Source organism: Promicromonospora sp. NPDC057488, from assembly GCF_042802395.1.
Lineage (GTDB): Bacteria > Actinomycetota > Actinomycetes > Actinomycetales > Cellulomonadaceae > Promicromonospora.
On the sequence record NZ_JBHVEG010000132.1, the window covers coordinates 1 to 17,895 of the forward strand.

A 17,895-nucleotide genomic window follows, 5' to 3' on the forward strand; every position below is an offset into this window, starting at 1 on the left:
GTGTCCGTCGAGCCATCGGCCCGGCGGACACCCCGCACTCGTCAGTTCAGGGACGCGTCACTTGACGTCGACGACGTCCACCACGAAGACGAGCGTGTCACCGCCGCCGATGCCGGCCTGCGGCACGCCGCGCGCACCGTAGCCGTGCTCCGGCGGGATCGAGAGCAGCAGGCGCGAGCCGACGTTCTGGCCGACCATGCCCTTGTCCCAGCCACCGATGACGGCGCCGACGCCGATCGGGAAGTCGATCGTGGTGCCGCGGTCGTAGGAGTTGTCGAACACGTGGCCGCCCCAGGTCTGGCCCAGGTAGTTCACCACGATGGTGCGGCCGGACTCGACGACCGGCCCGTTGCCCTCGGAGAGCACCTGCACCTGCAGGCCGGAGGGCGCGCCACCCTCGGGGAAGGTCAGCTCCGGCTTGTCGCCGAAGGACCCGGAGGCGGTAGGAAGCGTGGTCACGAGGATTGCCTCTCGCTCGGGATGACGCCGATTGCCCGGCGTCGGGTACCTGCCCACCCTATGCGGCCACCACCGCTGCCCGCGAAGCGACGGCGGCCCGGCGCAGCGCCTCCAGCGCGGCGATCGCGGGCGGGGTGTGCGCCACGGCGTCCTGCACGACGGCATAGATCGAGCGCACGGGGGTGGGCCGCACCACCGGCACCGCCACGGTGCCGGCCGGGAGCTGGACCGCGCCGAGCTCGGGCAGCACCGTCATGCCGATCCCGGCCTCGACGAACGCGACGGCCGTCGGGTAGTCGTGCGCCTCGACGTGGAAGGTGGGGCTGAACCCCGCGGCGGTGCACGCCTCCAGGAGGTTGCGCCGGCACCAGCCCCGTGCGAAGTCGTTGTCCACCCACGACTCGTCGGCCAGCTCGGCGAGCTCGATCTCCGGCAGGTCGGCGAACCGGTGACCGCGCGGCAGGACGGCGACGTACGGGTCGTCCAGCAGGTGGTGGGCCGTGAACCCGCTGCCGGGGTCGAACCCCGTCTGGGCCACGGCGACCTGCAGGTCGGCCCGGTCCTCGGTCTTGTCGGGGATGTGCTCGGCGAGCTCCAGGTCGAGACGCACACCCGGGAAGCTCGTCGTGATCACGCGGACCACGTCGGGCAGCCAGGCCGAGCCGACGGAGGCGAAGTAGGCGATCGAGAGCGAGCCGGTCCGGCCGGCGCGCAGGTCGGCCACCATGGACTCGGCCTCGCCGAGCCGTTCGAGCACCCCGTCGGCCTGCGCGGCCAGGGCACGCCCGGCGGCCGTGGGCCGGATGCCGCGGCCGTGCCGCGCCAGCAGCTTGAGCCCGGTCTCGCGCTGGAGCGCGGAGACGTGCTGGCTGACGGCGGACGGCGTGTACCCGAGGTTCGCCGCCGCGGCGCCGATGGAACCGGACGCGACGACGGAGCGGAAGACGCGGAGGCGGTGGACGTCGAGCATGTGGCCACTGTACAGCGAGACTGAATCCAGATGAAGGAATAGTCGCTGGTGCTTCACAGTAGTTCGGGGCCAGGATCGCACCATGACCAACGCCACGGCCGATAGCCGCCAGACCTCGCCGCTCGCGCCGGGCAGAGTTCCGGGCATGAGCACCGCCGTCACTCCTTCCACCTCGTCGGCTGCCCCGCCGCCCGCCCCGGCCGCCCCGCCGGCGACGAACCGCTGGCTCGTCCCGGCGGCCGCCGCGGTGACCGTCGTCCTGTGGGGCTCGGCGTTCATCGGCATCCGGTCGGCCGGCTTCGACTACACGCCGGGCGCCCTCACCCTGGGCCGCATCCTCGTGGGCACGCTCGCGCTCACGGTCATCGCCGGCCTGGCCGGCAAGCTCCGGCTGCCGCGCGGCCGGGCGCTGGTGGGCGTCTCCGTCTGGGGCGTGCTGTGGTTCGGGCTGTACAACCTCGCCCTGAACGCCGCGGAGCGCACCCTCGACGCCGGCACCGCCTCCCTGCTGGTGGGCCTGGCGCCGATCCTCATCGCGGTGTTCGCCGGGATCTCCCTGGGCGAGGGCTTCCCCGCGCGGCTCCTGGCCGGCATCGGCATCGCGTTCGCGGGCGTCGCCGGCATCGCGCTGGCCACCTCCAGCGGTGCCTCCGACGTGGTCAGCGTGCTCCTCGGGCTGGCGGCCGCCGTCGTCTACGCCGGGAGCACCATCCTGCAGAAGCGGCTGCTGCCGCAGGTCGACTCCCTGACCATGACCTGGCTGGGCTGCCTGGCGGGCACGATCGCGTGCCTCCCGTTCACGCCGGTGCTCCTGGCCGAGGTCGCCGCGGCCCCGGCGTCCGCCACCCTGAGCGTCGTCTACCTGGGCGTCTTCCCCACCGCGATCGCGTTCGTCACCTGGGGCTACGCCCTCACGCGGACGACGGCGGGGCGGCTCGGCGCGGCGACCTACGCCGCCGCGCCGCTCGCGGTGCTCATGTCCTGGGCGCTGCTGGGCGAGGTGCCGACCCCGGTCGCGCTGGTGGGTGGGGCGCTGTGCCTGACGGGTGTCCTGGTGGCGACGCTGCGGGTGCGCTGAATTCCTTTGGTTCACCGATTGACCACGTAAGATTGCGCTCGAGATGAGCGCCCCATGACAGCACCGAAGACGCCGCCCGGGCCGCGCGGCAGCGGCCGGGTGACGATCACCGACGTGGCCGCGCTGGCGGGTGTCTCGGCGGGTGCCGTGTCCAAGGTCTTCAACGGCAACGGCCGCATCTCGGAGGCCACCTCCGAGCGCATCCGCGAGGCGGCGCGCAAGCTCAACTGGCGGCCCAGCGCGGCCGCGATCGCCCTGCGCACGGCCCGCGCGCAGGCGATCGGGCTGGTGCTGACGAGCGACAGCAAGGTCCCCGGCGTCGGCGCCGGGAACATGGACTTCATCTCGGGCATCGAGTCGGTGCTGAGCCCGCGGGAGTACGGGCTGCTGCTCAACGTCTTCATCACCGGGCAGCACGACGAGGAGCACTTCTACCGCACGCTCGCCGAGCGGCAGCGGATGGACGGGATCATCCTCACCAACTCCCGGATCGGCGACACCCGGCCCGAGCTCATGTCGCGGCTCGGCCTCCCGGCGGTGCTCGTCGGCGCCCCGTGGGAGCCCGGGGCCATCGAGTACGTGGACGCCGACCCGCCGAGCGCGGGGATCGCGGAGACCGTGGACCACCTGGTGTCGCTGGGCCACGAGCGCGTCGCGTTCATCAGCGGGCCCCGGCACTTCGTGCTCCCCGAGCTGCGCCGCGAGGCGTTCGTCCGGCGGCTGGCGGACCACGGGCTGCGCCCGCACGCCGTCGTGCCGGTCGAGTACTCGCCGGCCCGGGCGGCCGAGGAGACCGCGGCGCTCCTGGCGGGTCACGTGCGGCCGACAGCGGTCCTGTACGGCACCGACACCATGGCGATCGCGGGGATGCGCACCATCCAGGCGGCCGGGCTCCGGGTGCCCGACGACATCTCCGTGGTCGGCTTCGAGGGCCTCACGCTGGGCGAGTGGGTGGACCCGCCGCTGACGACGGTCCAGCGGTTCGCGTTCCAGCGCGGGCGCGCGGCCGCGGCCAAGCTGCTGACGCTGCTGGGCGAGACGGTCGAGGAACCCGTGCCGCTGGAGCAGCCGGCGCTGATCGTCCGCGGCTCGACCGGTCCCGCCCGCGGCTGACCAACCCCGACCTGGCCGAGATAGAACCAGGGCGAGATAGAACCGCAGCCACGCTGCGGTTCTATCTCGCTCTGGTTCTACTTCGCTCTGGTTCTATCTCGGCGTCACCAGGTGAGGCGGACCGCGGCGAGCTCCTCGACCGGCGGCAGCGGCACCTCGGCCGTCCCCTCCGCGACACGCGCCTCGGCATCCGCCCACACCCCGCCGGCCAGCACGCGGACCCGCAGCCGGTCCGCCGGGACCGGCCCGCCGGCGAGCGCCCCGACCCGGTCGAGGTCAAGCACGACCCGGATACCTTCGAGCGGCGAGACCGCCCGGCGCTGCCCGCGCATCATCATCGGGTCGGTCAGGTTGGCGGCGAGCACCGTGAACGACCGGTCGCCGGCCCAGGTCGCCACGTCGAGCACCCCCCGGCCGCGCAGCTCGACCGCGCCCCGCCCGCCCAGCCCGCGGCGCACGAGGTTGTCCAGCAACGTCAGGTGGTCAGCCTGGAGCGCCTGCCAGTACAGCTCGGCCACGTTGAAGCCGACCACGTCGACGCGGCCCGCGCCGACCGCGCCGCCGAGCACCGCCGGGTCCGACGGTTCCGACCGCGGGTAGACCTCCTCCATCGGCAGGTCGGGATGGTCGGGCACGAACCGCCAGGACACGTCGAGGCTGCCCGCGCCGTCGGGCACGGCGAACCGCACCAGCCGGGTACCACCAACGACCCGCCGGGCGTCGCCGAAGCCGTCCTGCAGCGCTCCCCCGGGCTCGCGCTGCACGTAGTTGTTGCGCACGATCCCGCCACGCCGCTCGACGACGTCGACCCCGAGCAGCTCCGTGACCAGCGGGCCGCGCCCCACGACGTCGGGCCCGCCGCCCGTGAGCAGGAGCGCTCCCCCACCCTCGGCGAAGGCCCGCAGGGCGTCCGCGCCGGCCTCGTCGACGGTCGGCACCTCCGGCACGACGACGAGCCGCACGCCGGGCCGCGACAGCGCCGCCAGGGACCCCGGGCCCACGTACTCGAACGGGACGCCGAGCTCGACGAGCGCCTGGTAGACGCCGGACGCGGCGTCGCGCACCGGGGCGGGTGCGCCGCGCTCGTCGGCGTCCCACACGAGCACCTCGGCGACGGGCCGGGACTCGGCGAGGTCGGCGGACACCGTGCGGTGCAGCCCGAACGCGCGCTCGACGGCGGGGATCCAGCGCGGGTCGGGGATCCGGGCGGCGAACTTGGTGAACCAGGGGAACGCGCCGTGCACGAACCCGTCGACGATCCACCCGGTGGTCTCGACAGCCGCGTTGACCGAGTCCTTCCACCGGAAGTCGTGCGACTCCGGCCCGACCGAGGTGATGAGCCCGACCGGCTTGCCCGGGTGCAGCGCGCGTACCCGCTTGGCGTCCCGGCCCGCCGACCAGAGAGCCTCGCCGTCGCCGCGCGCCTGGTGGTCCACCAGCAGGAACGGCACCGACCGGGCGACCCGCGGCTCCAGGTCGGCGGCGGTGAACGAGCCCAGGTTGGGCACGAACCGCACGGCCGGCGCCACGTCCTGCACGGCCCGGTCCCAGTGCGCCACCAGCTCGCTGAGCCGGGTCCGGCGCCAGGCGCGGTAGGCCGCCCAGGCCTCGCCGTCGGCCGGGTCGGCCGAGGTCGGCAGCGAGCGCCCCGTCTCCGCCCGGAACTCCGCCGCAGTCGACTCGGTGTACCCGGGCCCGTGCCCCTGCCACCGGTTGGCGAACAGCGCGTCGACGTCGTAGTCCCGCGCGATCTCGCGGAGCACCTCGGTCGTGAGCTCCCAGCTGTACCCGCCGAACGCGTCGGTGAGGTAGATGCCGGGCATCGCCCAGTGCTCCAGGAGCTCCCCGTCCTCGGTCCGTGCGATCCATTCGGGCCGCCGCTCGACGACGTCGCGGTGCACCGCGTGCGGGTCCACCCGGGCCATCACGGCCATCCCGCGCGAGCGGGCCAGGTCGACGACCTCGCCGAGCAGGTCCCGGTCGCCCAGGTAGGTGCTGCGATGGTGCAGCGGCACCTTGGTCGGGTAGTACGCGACGTAGCCGCCCGCGCTGATGCAGACCGCGGTGGACGCCGTCCGCTCGATGACGTCGGCCCACTCGTCCAGGTCGAAGTCCAGCGGGTCGTTCTCCACGAAGGTGAGCTGGGTCCAGCGGTGGGTGCCGTCCAGTCCGGTGCGCGCAGCAGTCATTTGATTCCCGTCGTCGCGATGCCCTTGATGATGTAGCGCTGAGCGAAGATGAAGAACAGGACGATCGGCACCAGGGACAGCAGCGACATGGCGAACATCGTGCCGATGCCGCTCTGCGTCTCGGTGTCGACCAGCGACTTCAGCGCCACCGGGACCGTGTACAGCTCGGTCCGGGTCAGGTACAGCAGCGGGCCGAAGTAGTCGTTCCACGTCCAGATGAAGGTGAAGATCGTCGTGGTGATGAGCGCGGGCTGCATCAGCGGCAGGATCACCGACCAGAAGATGCGGAAGGGTCCGGCGCCGTCGATCATCGCGGCCTGGTCGAGCTCACGCGGCAGCGACCGGATGAACTGCACCATCAGGAAGATGAACACGGCGTCCGTGGCGAGGAACTTGGGCAGCAGCAGCGGGATGTAGGTGTTGATCCAGCCCAGGTCCGCGAACAGGATGTACTGCGGGATCACCAGCACGTGGAACGGCAGCATGATCGTCATCAGGGTGAGCGCGAGGTACACCTTGCTCATCTTGAAGTTGAGCCGGGCCAGGGCGTAGGCCGTCAGCGAGCACGAGAACAGGTTGCCGAGCACGGAGCCGACGCCGATCAGCAGCGAGTTGCCCAGGAACAGGCTGAACGGGGAGCCGAGCGCGTCCCAGCCGTCGGCGTAGTTCTCCAGCGTGATCTCGCTGGGGAACAGCCCCGTCTGGGAGAGGATCAGGTTGCTCGGCTTGAACGAGCTGACGACCATCCACAGCAGCGGATAGATCATGAGCAGCACGAACACGACGAGCACCACGTGCCGGGTGACCTGCCGCGGCACGGAGGTGGTGGGAGAGGCAGCCATCATTCGTCTCCGTAGTAGACCCAGCGCCGCGACACGATGAAGTTCGCGGCGGTCGCGGCGGCGATGACCAGGAGCAGCACCCACGCCATCGCGGACGCGTACCCCATGTCGAAGTTCACGAAGCCGCGCTGGTAGATGTACAGGGTGTAGAAGAGGGTCGAGTCGAGCGGGCCGCCGCTGCCGCCGCTGACCACGTGCGCCTGCGTGAAGGCCTGGAAGGCGCTGATCATCTGCAGGATCAGGTTCAGGAAGATGATCGGCGTGAGCAGCGGGATGGTGATCGACCAGAACCGCCGCACACGGCCGGCGCCGTCGATCATCGAGGCCTCGTAGAGCTCCTCGGGGATCTGCCGCAGCCCCGCCAGGAAGATCACCATCGGCGAGCCGAAGGTCCAGACGTTCAGCACCACCAGGGTGGACAGCGCCAGCGACGGGTCCTGGAGCCACGAGCCCAGCTCGATGCCGAACCAGCCCAGGACGTGGTTGACCAGGCCGTTCTCCCCGAAGATCTGCCGCCACAGGATCGCGATGGCCACGCTGCCGCCGAGCAGGGAGGGCAGGTAGAAGGCGCTGCGGTAGAGCGACAGGCCGCGCAGCCCCTTGTCGAGCACGACGGCGAGGAACAGCGCGAACCCGAGCTGCAGCGGCACCGACACGAGCACGTAGACGAGCGTCACGCGGACGGCGGCCCAGAAGCGTTCGTCGCCCGCCATCCGCACGAAGTTGTCGAGCCCGATGAACTGCGGCGTGCTCAGCAGGTCGTAGTCGGTGAAGGCCAGCACCAGGGAGGCGACCAGCGGGCCGGCGGTGACGCCGACCATGCCGATCATCCACGGCAGCAGGAAGATGTGGGCCACCAGGCCCTGGCCGCGGGTGCCGCCCGACGCCTTGGTCCGGCCGCGCGGGGGCTTGCTCCCGGCGGCGCCGGACGAGCCGGACGAGCCGGGCGCCCCCGGTTCCCGGCGCCCGGTGTCCTTCGACGAGGTCAGGGTCATCATGCGCCCGCTATCTCGCCCTCGACGGCCTCGACGAAGGCCGCCGCGGCGTCGGGCACGCGCTTCTGGCCGAGCGTGACCTCCTCGAGCTCGCGGATCATGAGGTCGCGCCAGCTGCCCGACCCGGCCGGCGCCTCGAACCGCGGGCGCTGCTCCGTCCCGGCGATCTCGCGGGTGATGGCGATGACCTTCTGCTCGTCGGGGGTGGCGTCGGGCTCATACGCGTCGAGCAGCTCCGCGTTGGGCGGCGCGCCGGCCGACAGGCCGACCAGGCTCAGCAGCTCGGGCGAGTTGAGGTTGAAGCTCATCAGCGAGGCGGCCGCCGCCACCCGGTCGTCCGGCACGCCCGAGTACATGGCGAACCGGCTGTAGTAGGTGAAGTGGTAGCCCGCCGCGGCGTCCTCGGCGGCCGGCACGTCGCGCTGGTCGAACGTGTGGTCGGGGAACGCCTGGGCGTCGTCGACGATGTGGTTGGAGTTGGCGAAGGTGAGCAGCACCTTGTCGCCCACCTGGGACCAGGACGGCTCGATGCCGTCCTGCTCGCTCACGCTGGTCGTCGCGCCGGCCAGCCGCAGCTTCTCCCACCAGTCGATCCAGGCGGCGACGCCGTCGACGCTCGCCCCGAGCATGCCGTCCTCGGTCCACAGGTCCTCGCCGCGCTGACGCAGGAACGACTCGAACGGCATGTCGTGGTACGGGCCGTAGGTGGTGCCCTTGCGGCCGCCCGCGTTGTTCCTCGCGTAGTCGACGAGCAGCTCGGCCAGGCTGTCCCAGCTGAGCTGGTCGGGCAGGGAGACCCCGTCCTCCTCCTGGAACGTGGTGTTCCAGCGCACCACCGGGCTGAAGATCGACTTGGGCAGCGTGTTCAGCTCGCCGCCGAGCTTGAAGGTCTCGACCTGGTCCGCGCCGAACGCGGCGAGGTCCAGGCCCTCGACGCCGTCGAGGTCGCGGTACAGCCCCGCGTCGCGGTAGGTCAGCACGGCGGGTGACGGGATCCAGAAGACGTCGGGCACGTCGCGTGCCGCCATCTGCGTGGTCATGCGCTCCTGGTAGGCGTCGTAGTCGCCGAACTCCGGGGCGACCTTGATCTCGGGGTGCTCAGCGGTGAACGCGTCGAGCGCCGCCAGGTAGGCGCGCTGCCGGTCGGAGCCGCCCCACCAGGCGAAGCGGACCGAGTCGCCGCCTCCCGAGGAGCCGGAGGACGAGCAGCCAGCGAGGGACATGGCGGCGACCGAGAGCGCCCCCATCCCCGTCCACGTGAGGAACGACCGGCGAGTGAGGTCTGACATGGTGTCCTTCTTTCAGTACGTCGTTGTACGGAGTGGTGTGCCGGGACGGGCGGTGTCAGGGCAGTCGCCCGACGTCGACGACGTTGCGCAGCGGCCGCCGCGCGAGCCATCGGTCCAGGTTGTCGAGGAAGATCGCCGTGCCGCGGTCCGCGGTGGCGGTCGTCGTGGCCCCGTTGTGCGGGGTGACGACGGTGCGAGGCAGGTCCCACACGGGTGAGTCGGCCGGCAGCGGTTCGGTCGCGTGGGCGTCCAGGCCCGCCCCGGCGATCACGCCGTCGCGGACGGCGGAGACCAGGTCGGCCTCGCGCACGATCCCGCCCCGCGAGACCACCACGAGGTGCCCCTCCGGGCCCAGCGCGCGCAGCGTCCGCAGGCCGATCGCGCCCGCCGTCTGATCGGTGAGCGGCGCCGCGACGACGAGGAAGTCGCTGACGGCGGCCAGCTCGTCCACCGCCTCCGGGGGCAGCATGCGGTCCACCGGGTCGCCCGGCTCGGCGGGACGACGGCGCAGCCCCACCACGCGCATGCCGAACGCCCGGGCCCGCACCGCGAGCTCGCGCCCGACGTTGCCGTAGCCGTAGACGCCGACCGTGCGGCCGGACAGCTCGTCGTGCGTGAACCGCTCCCAGCGGTGCGCCCGCTGGGCCTCGCCCCAGCGCAGCGCCTCGCGGCTGAGCATCAGCATGAGCATGAGCGCCTGCTCGGCGAGCGGGATCGCCCCGTTGCCCGCGGACGACGTCACGGTCACCTCTCCCTGCACGCCGGGCCGGTCGTCCGGTCCCGTCGCCCGACGGCGCAGCGCGGGCCCGACGTCGGACTCCACGCCCGCGGCCCACGAGTGCACCCAGGCCAGGTGCGGCATCGCCGCGACCTCGGCGTCGGTGAGCCGGCCCGTCGCGACGGTCGCGGCGCGCAGTGCCTCGGCGTCGTCCGCGGTGGCGACGACGACGTCGGGGTGCGCGGCGCGCACCTGCTCCACGACCCGCTCGGCCTGGCCGCCCCGGACCACCACGACCTCAGCCACGGGTGCCTCCCTCGCTCGCCGGGCCGTCGTCGGTCCCCGGGCCGCCGTCCGCGATCACGACCACCTCGAACCCGGCCACCGCGGCGATCCGGACCAGCAGGTCGGCGCCGTCGTCCTGCACCGTGGCCTCGCCCGCGAGCACCCGTGCCGGCCGGCCGGCGAGCCCGGTCGCGCGCAGCACGACGTCGTGCACGGGCACCGCCGGGCCGTACCCGTTGCCGCGCTGGCCGGAGTGGTTCAGCAGGTGGACCACGAGCCCCGCCGCCGAGCGCCCGACGACGACCTCGACCTGCTCCGGCGCCTCGACGACGACCGGCAGCCGGCCACCGGGCCGGTCGCTCAGCCGTTCGACGACGAGGTCGACCGCGACGTCGCGCAGCCGGGTCAGCCGGGTGTCCTGGTACGCCGTGCCCACCACCCAGGGGAGCTGGACCACGGTGCCGGACCCGTGCCGGCGTTCCCCGCAGACAGGCTCGGTGCCCGGCACGTGGCCGTAGGCCTTCTCCGGCGGGCCGTACGGGGCGTGCTCGACGAGGCGGTACCGCGCCGCGGCGTCCGCCCGCCAGGTCACCCGGTGGTGGCGGCCGTGCCGCGGCACGAGCAGCGCGCCCTCGACCGAGGAGGCGTCGTCCAGCTGGACGTAGCTCGACTTCACCACGTCCCGGTCGGTGTCGACGGCGGTCTGGGCCTGCGCCGGGAACCACTCGACCACCGACCCGTCGGTCCCGATGCCGCTGCGGCCGGTGGCCACCAGCGAGCCGCCGGCCCGGACGAACCGGTCGAGGGCGGCGACGGCGCCGGCCGACAGGGAGGGCAGGTCGGGCAGCACGAGCACCCGGAAGCGCTCGGGCAGGGCCACGGACTCCAGCGCCCCGGCGGGCACGACGTCGAAGGGCACGTGCCGTTCGACCAGGCCGGCGAGCAGCCCGCGGTGCTCGGCGGTGCCGGTACCGTACCGGCCGTCGTCGTCGAGCGGGTCGGGCCGGACGAGCCCCACCTCGGCCGCGGGCGCGAGCCCGGTGTAGTCGAGCCGGTGGTCGCGGTGGAACCGCGTGACCTCGGCGGCCGCGGACAGGCCGCCGTAGGCGATGCGGCCGGTGGGTCCCATGATGTAGGTCGACGGGTTGGCGCCGCGCGAGATCGCCTGGGCGAGGTACTGGCCGAGCATCTCGGGCTGCTCGTCGGCCAGCCGGTACGGCATGTCCCAGAACGCGACGGCGTTGACCAGCACGGGCTTGCCGGGGCGCGCCGACCGCAGCGCGCTGACCGCCTCGCCGGTGGCGTAGGGCCACAGGGTGCGCCCGATCGCGTTGTTCGCCTCGTGGAACAGCACGTCGGCCGCCGTGCCGAGGATGAGCCCGGCGTCGGGGCGCAGCGCGGCGATGTGGGCCCGGACCCGGGCGGTGAGCGCCTCGATCGTCGCCGCGGCGTAGCCCCGCCACTGCCGGTAGCCCGCGTCGCCCGCGCGGTCCGGAAGCCGGTCGAGCCCCGTGTGCTCGCGAAAGCCGGTGACGCACGCGGCGCAGTGGCACACGCCGTGCACACGGCCGGCGTAGTCCACCTCGTTGAAGCCGAACCAGTTGAAGAAGAACCCGTCCACGTCATAGCGGCCCAGCACCTCGTCGAGCACGTCGAAGAGGCGTTCCTGCTGGTAGCCGGCGCTGGGACAGACGCTGACCAGGCCCTCGAACTCCTGGCGCGCGCCCGCCGGGGAGACGTAGAGCCACTCCGGGTGCGCGTCCGCGATCGCCGGCGCGACCTTCGAGAAGTCCATCCGTGCGAGCAGCCGCACGCCCCGGCGCCGGGCGGCCGTCAGCGCGTCCCCGACGAGGTCGCCGCTCGCCCGCCCGGCCAGGTAAGGGTTGGCGGTCTGGAAGTCGAGCCGCGTCGGGTAGTGGGAGAGGATGCCGCCCACGTTGAGCAACCAGACGTTCGCGCCGTGCTCCTCGACGGCGTCCAGCGTGCGCTCGACGTCGAGGTCCGCGTCGATCTCACGGAGGTTGGTCTGGAACACCCCGAACGGCTGGTCCCACCAGCCGGGGCGCACCTGCTCGCCGGTGCCCGGGCGCTGGGTGGTCAGGCTCATCGGTCCACCGCCCCGTTCAGCTCGCGGGCCAGGGTCACCAGCGCCGAGTGGTCGAGACCGCCGTCCCCGCGCAGCACGAGTGACTGGACCAACCGTCCGACGACGGCAGTCACGGGGAGCACCGCCCCGCGGGCCCGCGCGGCGTCCTCGACGATGCCCAGGTCCTTGTGGTGCAGCGCCACACGGAAGCCGGGCTCGAAGTCCCCGGCCAGCACACCGTCGGCCTTGCGGTCGATCACGGTGCTGCCGCCGAGCCCGCGGGCGATCACGGAGAGCGCCGTGGCGACGTCGGCGTCGTGGGCCTCCAGGAACACGACGGCCTCGGCGAGCGCCTGGAGGTGCGTGGCGACGACGAGCTGGTTGGCGGCCTTGACCACCTGCCCGCCGCCCGCGTCGCCGACCCGTACGACGGTGGTCCCCATGGCCCCGAGCAGCTCGCGCCAGCGCTCGAACGCGGCGACCGGTCCGCCGACCATGATCGAGAGCGTGCCCTCGCGCGCCCCGGCCTCCCCGCCGGAGACAGGTGCGTCGAGCGTGTCGTGGCCCGCCGCCGCGAACCGCTCCGCGATCTCGCGCGCGGCACCGGGCTCGACGGTGCTCATGTCGATGTAGGCACCGGCCGGCGCGAGGTGCTCGAGCACACCGTCCGGGCCGAGCGCGACGGCCCGGACGTCCGGGGTGTCGGGGAGCATCGTGATCACGACGTCGGCGCCCCGGACCGCCTCCGGGACGCTCGCCACGACCGGTACCCCGAGCCCGGCCGCGCTCGCCCGGCCCGCGTCGCCCCGGCTGAACGCCCGTACCTCGTGCCCGGCGCGGACGAGGTTGGCCGCCATCGGCCGCCCCATGACGCCCAGCCCGACAAAGCCCACGACTGCCATCTGACCGAACTCCCTCGTTCGATGATCTAACGATTGATCAGGCTGATCTCGCTTGCGTGTCAACCCTGGCCTGAGGAAGGGTATTTCGATATACCTGTCACGGTCAATGCCCCGAGATCGGAGAGTTCGATGCCCAGGTTCGCCGCCAACGTCTCCCTCCTGTTCAGCGAGGTGCCGCTGCCGGAGCGGTTCGCCCGCGCCCGCGCCGCCGGGTTCGAGGCGGTGGAGTGCTGGTGGCCGTTCGCCGACCCGGACCCGTCAACGGCTCGGGTGGCGGCCTTCGTGAGCGCGCTCGAGGCCGCCGACGTGCGGCTGACCGGGATCAACCTGTTCGCCGGGGACATGCCCGCCGGCGAGCGCGGCGTCGTCTCCCATCCCGGCCGCACCGCGGAGCTGGCGGCGAACCTCGCGGTCGTCCGGACCATCGTCGAGGCGACCGGCTGCGCCCGGGTCAACGCGCTCTACGGGCAGCGCCTGCCCGGCGTCCCGGCCGCCGACCAGGACGAGACCGCCACGCTCAACCTGCGCCGCGCGGTGGACGCGCTCGGCGACGTCGGCGCGACGGTGCTGGTCGAGCCCCTGACCGACGGCGAGAACGGGGACTACCCGGTGCGCACCCTGGAGGACGCGCTGGCCGTGGCCGACCGGGTGGGCGCCGGCGCCGCCGTCCTCTTCGACGCCTACCACCTGCACAACAACGGCGCGGACGTGGTGGCGGACATCGGGCGGGTGATCGACGCCGTCGGCCACGTCCAGGTGGCCGACTCCCCCGGCCGCGGCGAACCGGGCACGGGCACGATCGACTTCACGTCCTTCTTCCGCACGCTGGACGCGTCGGGCTACGCGGGCTGGGTGGGCTGCGAGTACCGCCCCACGACTGAGACGGAACAGACCCTCGCCTGGCTCCCGTGACCGACCCCCTGGCCCGCCGAGGGGCGGGTCAGGGCGCCAGGAGGGCCGCCGCCTTCGACTCCAGGACCGCCCGCTCCGCCGTGTTGCCGCAGAGCTCGGCCGCGCGGAGGTACTCGCCGCGGGCCTCCGCGGTGCGGCCGAGCCGGGACAGCAGCTCGCCGCGCACCCCGGGCAGCAGGTGCGAACCGGCCAGCACGCCCTGCTCGGCCAGCCCGTCCACGACGCGCAGCCCGAGGTCGGGCCCGTGCGCCATCGCCACGGCCACGGCCCGGTTCAGGTCGACGACCGGCGAGGGCGCGATGCGGCCGAGCGCCTCGTAGAGCAGCACGATCCGCTCCCAGTCGGTCTCCGGCACGGACCGGGCCACCGCGTGGCACTCCGCGATCCCCGCCTGCAGCGCGTACGCGCCCATGCCCTCGGGCCCGACGGCGCGGCGCAGCGCCGCCCGGCCGCGGGTGATCGCCGCCCGGTCCCAGCGCCGCCGGTCCTGGTCCTCCAGGAGGATCGGCTCCCCCGACGGCCCCGTCCGGGCCGGGAACCGGGCGGAGGTGAGCTCCAGCAGCGCGAGCAGCCCGAAGGTCTCGGGCTCCGGGGCGAGCCGGGTGAGCACGCGCGTCAGGCGCACGGCCTCGCGCGCCAGGTCGTGCCGGATCCAGTCCTCGCCCGACGTCGCGGACGAGCCCTCCGTGAAGATCACGTACAGCACGTTCCGCACCGACGAGAGCCGGGCGGCCCGGTCCGCGCCGTCGGGCACCTCGAACGGGACCTGCGCCGCCGCGATCGTCTTCTTGGCGCGCGTGATGCGCGCCTGGACCGTCGCGACCGGCACGAGGAACGCGCGCGCGATCTCGTCGCTGGTCAGGCCGCCCACCACGCGCAGGGTCAGCGCGATGCGCGCCTCCCGCGACAGCACGGGGTGGCACGAGACGAACATGAGGGCGAGCACGTCGTCGTCGATCCGGTCGGGGTCGAGCAGAGCCGGCTCGGCGCCCGGGTCGCCCGCGCCGGCGCCCGGCCCGGGCGCCGTCGGGCCGCCCACCGCGACCTCGCCCTCGGCGAGGCCGTGGGCGAGCGCCGCGTACCGCTCGTCCCGCCCCGCCCGACGGCGGTAGGCGTCGATCGCCCGGCGCCGGGCCGTCGCGATGAGCCAGGCCGCGGGGTCCCGCGGCGTGCCGTCGCGCGGCCAGGAGACGAGCGCCTCCGCGAGCGCCTCCTGGGCCACGTCCTCGGCGAGCTCGAAGTCGCGGGTGTAGCGGGTCAGGGCGCCGACGATGCGCGCCGACTCGATCCGCCAGACCGCCTCGACGGCCCGCCGCGCCGCGTCGTCGTCCATCCCTGCTCCCTCCCAGCCCGTTCGCTACCGGTCCGGCTCAGAGCTGGCCGGTGGACTCGCGCCAGGCCCGCTCCTTCTGGATGTGCTCGTTGTCCTGCGGGAACTGGTCGAGCTCGGTGACCTTGCGGATCTCCGCCTTGCTGCCCGGACCGGCCAGCGGCGCGCGCTTGGCCCACTCGACGGCCTCCTCCTTGGAGGCCACCTCCAGGATCCAGAAGCCGTTGAACAGCTCCTTGGTCTCGCCGTAGGGCCCGTCCGTCACCACGGGCGTCTCGCTGGAGTAGTCGACGACGACGGAGTCGGCGGCATCCTCGAGGCCCTCGCCGGCCACCAGCACGCCGGCCTTGATCATCTCCTCGTTGAACGCGCCCATGTCGTTCATGATCTTCTCGAAGTCCATGTTCTGGTAGGCGGTCACGGTCTCGTCGGTCGCTCGCATGATGAGCATGTACTTCGACATGGTTTCTTCTCCCTCGTGGTTTTCCGGTCCCTGGTGGGACCTTCTCATCCACAGGTCGAACGGGAAACAGACAGATCGACACGGCCCGGGAATCAGTTTTGTGGAGCATGCGGACGGGTTCCGCGCGTCACACAGATCCGGCTTGCCAGGCGCGCGGAGAGTGCGGAACCCTTGATCCTCATGACGCTCGAATCGATTGACGCGCAGGGGTCCGACGCCCCCTCCGCTCCCTCCGCCGGCACGCCCTCCGCGGGTGCTCAGATGCCGACGCCCGTGAACCCGGGCCCGGTGAGAGGTCACAGATCGAGCGAGGGCCTCTTTCCGCAGACCTGGGACGGGCGCAGCAAGTTCCCGCACATCGGTGAGTACGGTTTCCTGTCCGACTGCGAGGCCAACGCGCTCATCGCGCCGTCGGGCAGCGTGGAGTGGATGTGCCTGCCCCGCCCCGACTCGCCCAGCATCTTCGCCAAGATCCTCGACCGGGGAGCCGGCCACTTCCGGGTGGGCCCGCACGGCGTGCGCGTGCCCGTCGCACGCCGCTACCTGCCCGGCACGCTGATCCTCGAGACCACGTGGCAAACCGAGACGGGCTGGCTCGTGGTGCGGGACGCCATGCTGATGGGGCCGTGGCACGACCTGGAGTCGCGTTCGGGCACGCACCGCCGCACCCCCACCGACGACGACGCCGAGCACATCCTGCTGCGCACCATCAAGTGCGTGTCGGGCACCGTGGACCTCGAGGTCGAGTGCGAGCCCCGCCCGGACTACGCGCGCGCCGAGGTCGACTGGGCGTACAAGAACAGCGGGTACTCGGACGTCGTCGCGCACGTCGGCGACGCCACGCCCGACCTGCACCTGCGCTCCAGCCTGCGGTTCGGCCTGGAGGGCAAGCGGGCCACGGCGCGCACGCGGATGACGCAGGGCGCCGAGCACTTCGTGGCGATGTCCTGGGGCTCGCAGGAGCCGCCCACCACCTATGCGGGAGCCCTCGACGCGATGTGGCGCACCGAGCGGTTCTGGCGCGACTGGATCACGCAGGGCACGTTCCCCGACCACCCGTGGCGCGTCTACCTGCAGCGGTCGGCGCTCACCCTGAAGGGGCTGACCTACTCCCCCACCGGCGCGCTGATCGCCGCGGCGACCACGTCCCTGCCCGAGACCCCGGGCGGCGAGCGCAACTGGGACTACCGGTACGCGTGGATCCGCGACTCGACCTTCGCGCTGTGGGGGCTGTACACGCTGGGCCTGGAGCGCGAGGCGAACGACTTCTTCTCGTTCATCCAGGACGTCTGCCGCGACAACCGGCAGCTCCAGATCATGTACGGCGTGGGCGGTGAGGAGACGCTGGAGGAGTTCGAGCTGCCGCACCTGTCCGGCTACGAGGGCGCCCAGCCGGTCCGCGTCGGCAACGCCGCGTACGACCAGCGCCAGCACGACGTGTGGGGCGCGGTGCTCGACTCGGTGTGGCTGCACGCCAAGTCGCGCGACCAGCTCCCCGAGTCGCTGTGGCCCATCCTCAAGCGGCAGGTCGAGGAGGCCATGAAGCACTGGCACGAGCCGGACCGGGGCATCTGGGAGGTGCGCGGCGAGCCGCAGCACTTCACCAGCTCCAAGCTCATGTGCTGGGTGGCGATGGACCGCGGCGCCAAGCTCGCGCGGCTGTACGACGAGCCCGACTACGCCAAGTCGTGGCAGAAGATCGCCGACGAGATCGCCGACGACATCTGCACCAAGGGCGTGGACGATCGCGGCGTCTTCACGCAGCGCTACGGCGACCCCGCGCTGGACGCGTCGCTGCTGCTGGTGCCGCTGCTGCGGTTCCTGCCGTCGGACGACCCGCGGGTCCGGGCCACGGTGCTCGCGATCGCGGACGAGCTCACCGAGGACGGCCTGGTGCTGCGCTACCGCACCGACGAGACCGACGACGGTCTGCAGGGCGAGGAGGGCTCGTTCACCATCTGCTCGTTCTGGCTGGTGTCCGCGCTGGTCGAGATCGGCGAGGTGGAGCGGGCCCGCGCGCTGTGCGAGCGGCTGCTCGGCTACGCGTCGTCGCTCGACCTCTACGCGGAGGAGATCGAGCCCGGCAGCGGCCGGCACCTGGGCAACTTCCCGCAGGCGTTCACGCACCTGGCCCTGATCAACGCCGTGATGCACGTGATCAAGGCGGAGAGCGGCGAGGCCGAGAAGGGCTACTTCGGGGTGCCCCGCCCGCACTGATCCGTCTCTCCCCGTCGAGTGCGGGGTCCTCGCCCTCCGGCTTCGGC

15 protein-coding genes are annotated in these 17,895 nt (G+C 72.8%); 4 read left to right on the forward strand and 11 right to left on the reverse strand.

Annotation, left to right across the window (positions count from 1 at the left end; all coding sequences use genetic code 11):
* Positions 1-57: 57 nt before the first annotated feature.
* The gene (locus ACFU5G_RS21995; RefSeq protein WP_020017035.1) at positions 58-459 is read right to left on the reverse strand and encodes an FKBP-type peptidyl-prolyl cis-trans isomerase; all 402 of its coding nucleotides are present in this window, start codon (positions 457-459) and stop codon (positions 58-60) included.
* A gap of 58 nt (positions 460-517) precedes the next feature.
* Positions 518-1,429 (reverse strand): LysR family transcriptional regulator, encoded by a 912-nt coding sequence (locus ACFU5G_RS22000; RefSeq protein ID WP_377249587.1) that lies wholly within the window; start codon positions 1,427-1,429, stop codon positions 518-520.
* 82 nt (positions 1,430-1,511) lie between these two features.
* Between ACFU5G_RS22000 and ACFU5G_RS22005 the strand changes: the two genes are divergently transcribed.
* Entirely contained in the window at positions 1,512-2,507 is a 996-nt protein-coding gene (locus ACFU5G_RS22005) for a DMT family transporter (protein ID WP_377249589.1), read from the forward strand.
* 54 nt (positions 2,508-2,561) lie between these two features.
* Positions 2,562-3,620: a LacI family DNA-binding transcriptional regulator gene (locus ACFU5G_RS22010; RefSeq protein ID WP_377249592.1), complete on the forward strand. Its 1,059-nt coding sequence runs from the start codon at positions 2,562-2,564 to the stop codon at positions 3,618-3,620.
* A gap of 104 nt (positions 3,621-3,724) precedes the next feature.
* On the opposite strand, the gene ACFU5G_RS22015 is transcribed toward ACFU5G_RS22010, so the two are convergent.
* The 7 genes from ACFU5G_RS22015 to ACFU5G_RS22045 are packed head-to-tail and all read right to left on the reverse strand — an operon-like array spanning position 3,725 to position 12,926.
* Complete coding sequence (locus ACFU5G_RS22015; RefSeq protein ID WP_377249595.1) at positions 3,725-5,809, reverse strand: alpha-amylase family protein; 2,085 nt, start codon at positions 5,807-5,809, stop codon at positions 3,725-3,727.
* Entirely contained in the window at positions 5,806-6,651 is an 846-nt protein-coding gene (locus ACFU5G_RS22020) for a carbohydrate ABC transporter permease (RefSeq protein WP_377249597.1), read from the reverse strand. Before ACFU5G_RS22020 ends, ACFU5G_RS22015 begins: the two co-directional genes overlap by 4 nt.
* A complete protein-coding gene (locus ACFU5G_RS22025) occupies positions 6,651-7,646 on the reverse strand; it encodes a carbohydrate ABC transporter permease (RefSeq protein WP_377249618.1) in 996 nt (331 codons plus the stop codon). Before ACFU5G_RS22025 ends, ACFU5G_RS22020 begins: the two co-directional genes overlap by 1 nt.
* Positions 7,646-8,935, reverse strand: a complete 1,290-nt coding sequence (locus tag ACFU5G_RS22030; RefSeq protein ID WP_377249599.1) for an ABC transporter substrate-binding protein — start codon at positions 8,933-8,935, stop codon at positions 7,646-7,648. Before ACFU5G_RS22030 ends, ACFU5G_RS22025 begins: the two co-directional genes overlap by 1 nt.
* A gap of 55 nt (positions 8,936-8,990) precedes the next feature.
* Positions 8,991-9,959, reverse strand: a complete 969-nt coding sequence (locus ACFU5G_RS22035; RefSeq protein ID WP_377249601.1) for a D-2-hydroxyacid dehydrogenase — start codon at positions 9,957-9,959, stop codon at positions 8,991-8,993.
* On the reverse strand, positions 9,952-12,045 hold the full coding sequence (locus ACFU5G_RS22040; RefSeq protein WP_377249604.1) for a beta-galactosidase trimerization domain-containing protein: 2,094 nt from the start codon (positions 12,043-12,045) through the stop codon (positions 9,952-9,954). Before ACFU5G_RS22040 ends, ACFU5G_RS22035 begins: the two co-directional genes overlap by 8 nt.
* Positions 12,042-12,926 (reverse strand): NAD(P)-dependent oxidoreductase, encoded by an 885-nt coding sequence (locus ACFU5G_RS22045; RefSeq protein ID WP_377249607.1) that lies wholly within the window; start codon positions 12,924-12,926, stop codon positions 12,042-12,044. The genes ACFU5G_RS22040 and ACFU5G_RS22045 overlap by 4 nt, the downstream gene beginning before the upstream one ends.
* A gap of 129 nt (positions 12,927-13,055) precedes the next feature.
* Between ACFU5G_RS22045 and ACFU5G_RS22050 the strand changes: the two genes are divergently transcribed.
* The gene (locus ACFU5G_RS22050; protein WP_377249609.1) at positions 13,056-13,838 is read left to right on the forward strand and encodes a hydroxypyruvate isomerase family protein; all 783 of its coding nucleotides are present in this window, start codon (positions 13,056-13,058) and stop codon (positions 13,836-13,838) included.
* Between the two features lie 28 nt (positions 13,839-13,866).
* Here the strand turns inward: ACFU5G_RS22050 and ACFU5G_RS22055 are convergent, their stop codons facing one another.
* Positions 13,867-15,171, reverse strand: a complete 1,305-nt coding sequence (locus ACFU5G_RS22055) for an RNA polymerase sigma factor (RefSeq protein ID WP_377249611.1) — start codon at positions 15,169-15,171, stop codon at positions 13,867-13,869.
* A 37-nt stretch (positions 15,172-15,208) separates the two neighbouring features.
* On the reverse strand, positions 15,209-15,631 hold the full coding sequence (locus tag ACFU5G_RS22060) for a YciI family protein (RefSeq protein ID WP_377249613.1): 423 nt from the start codon (positions 15,629-15,631) through the stop codon (positions 15,209-15,211).
* 288 nt (positions 15,632-15,919) lie between these two features.
* On the opposite strand from ACFU5G_RS22060, the gene ACFU5G_RS22065 reads away from it, so the two are divergent.
* Entirely contained in the window at positions 15,920-17,848 is a 1,929-nt protein-coding gene (locus ACFU5G_RS22065) for a glycoside hydrolase family 15 protein (RefSeq protein WP_377249615.1), read from the forward strand.
* The last annotated feature ends 47 nt before the right edge of the window (positions 17,849-17,895 follow it).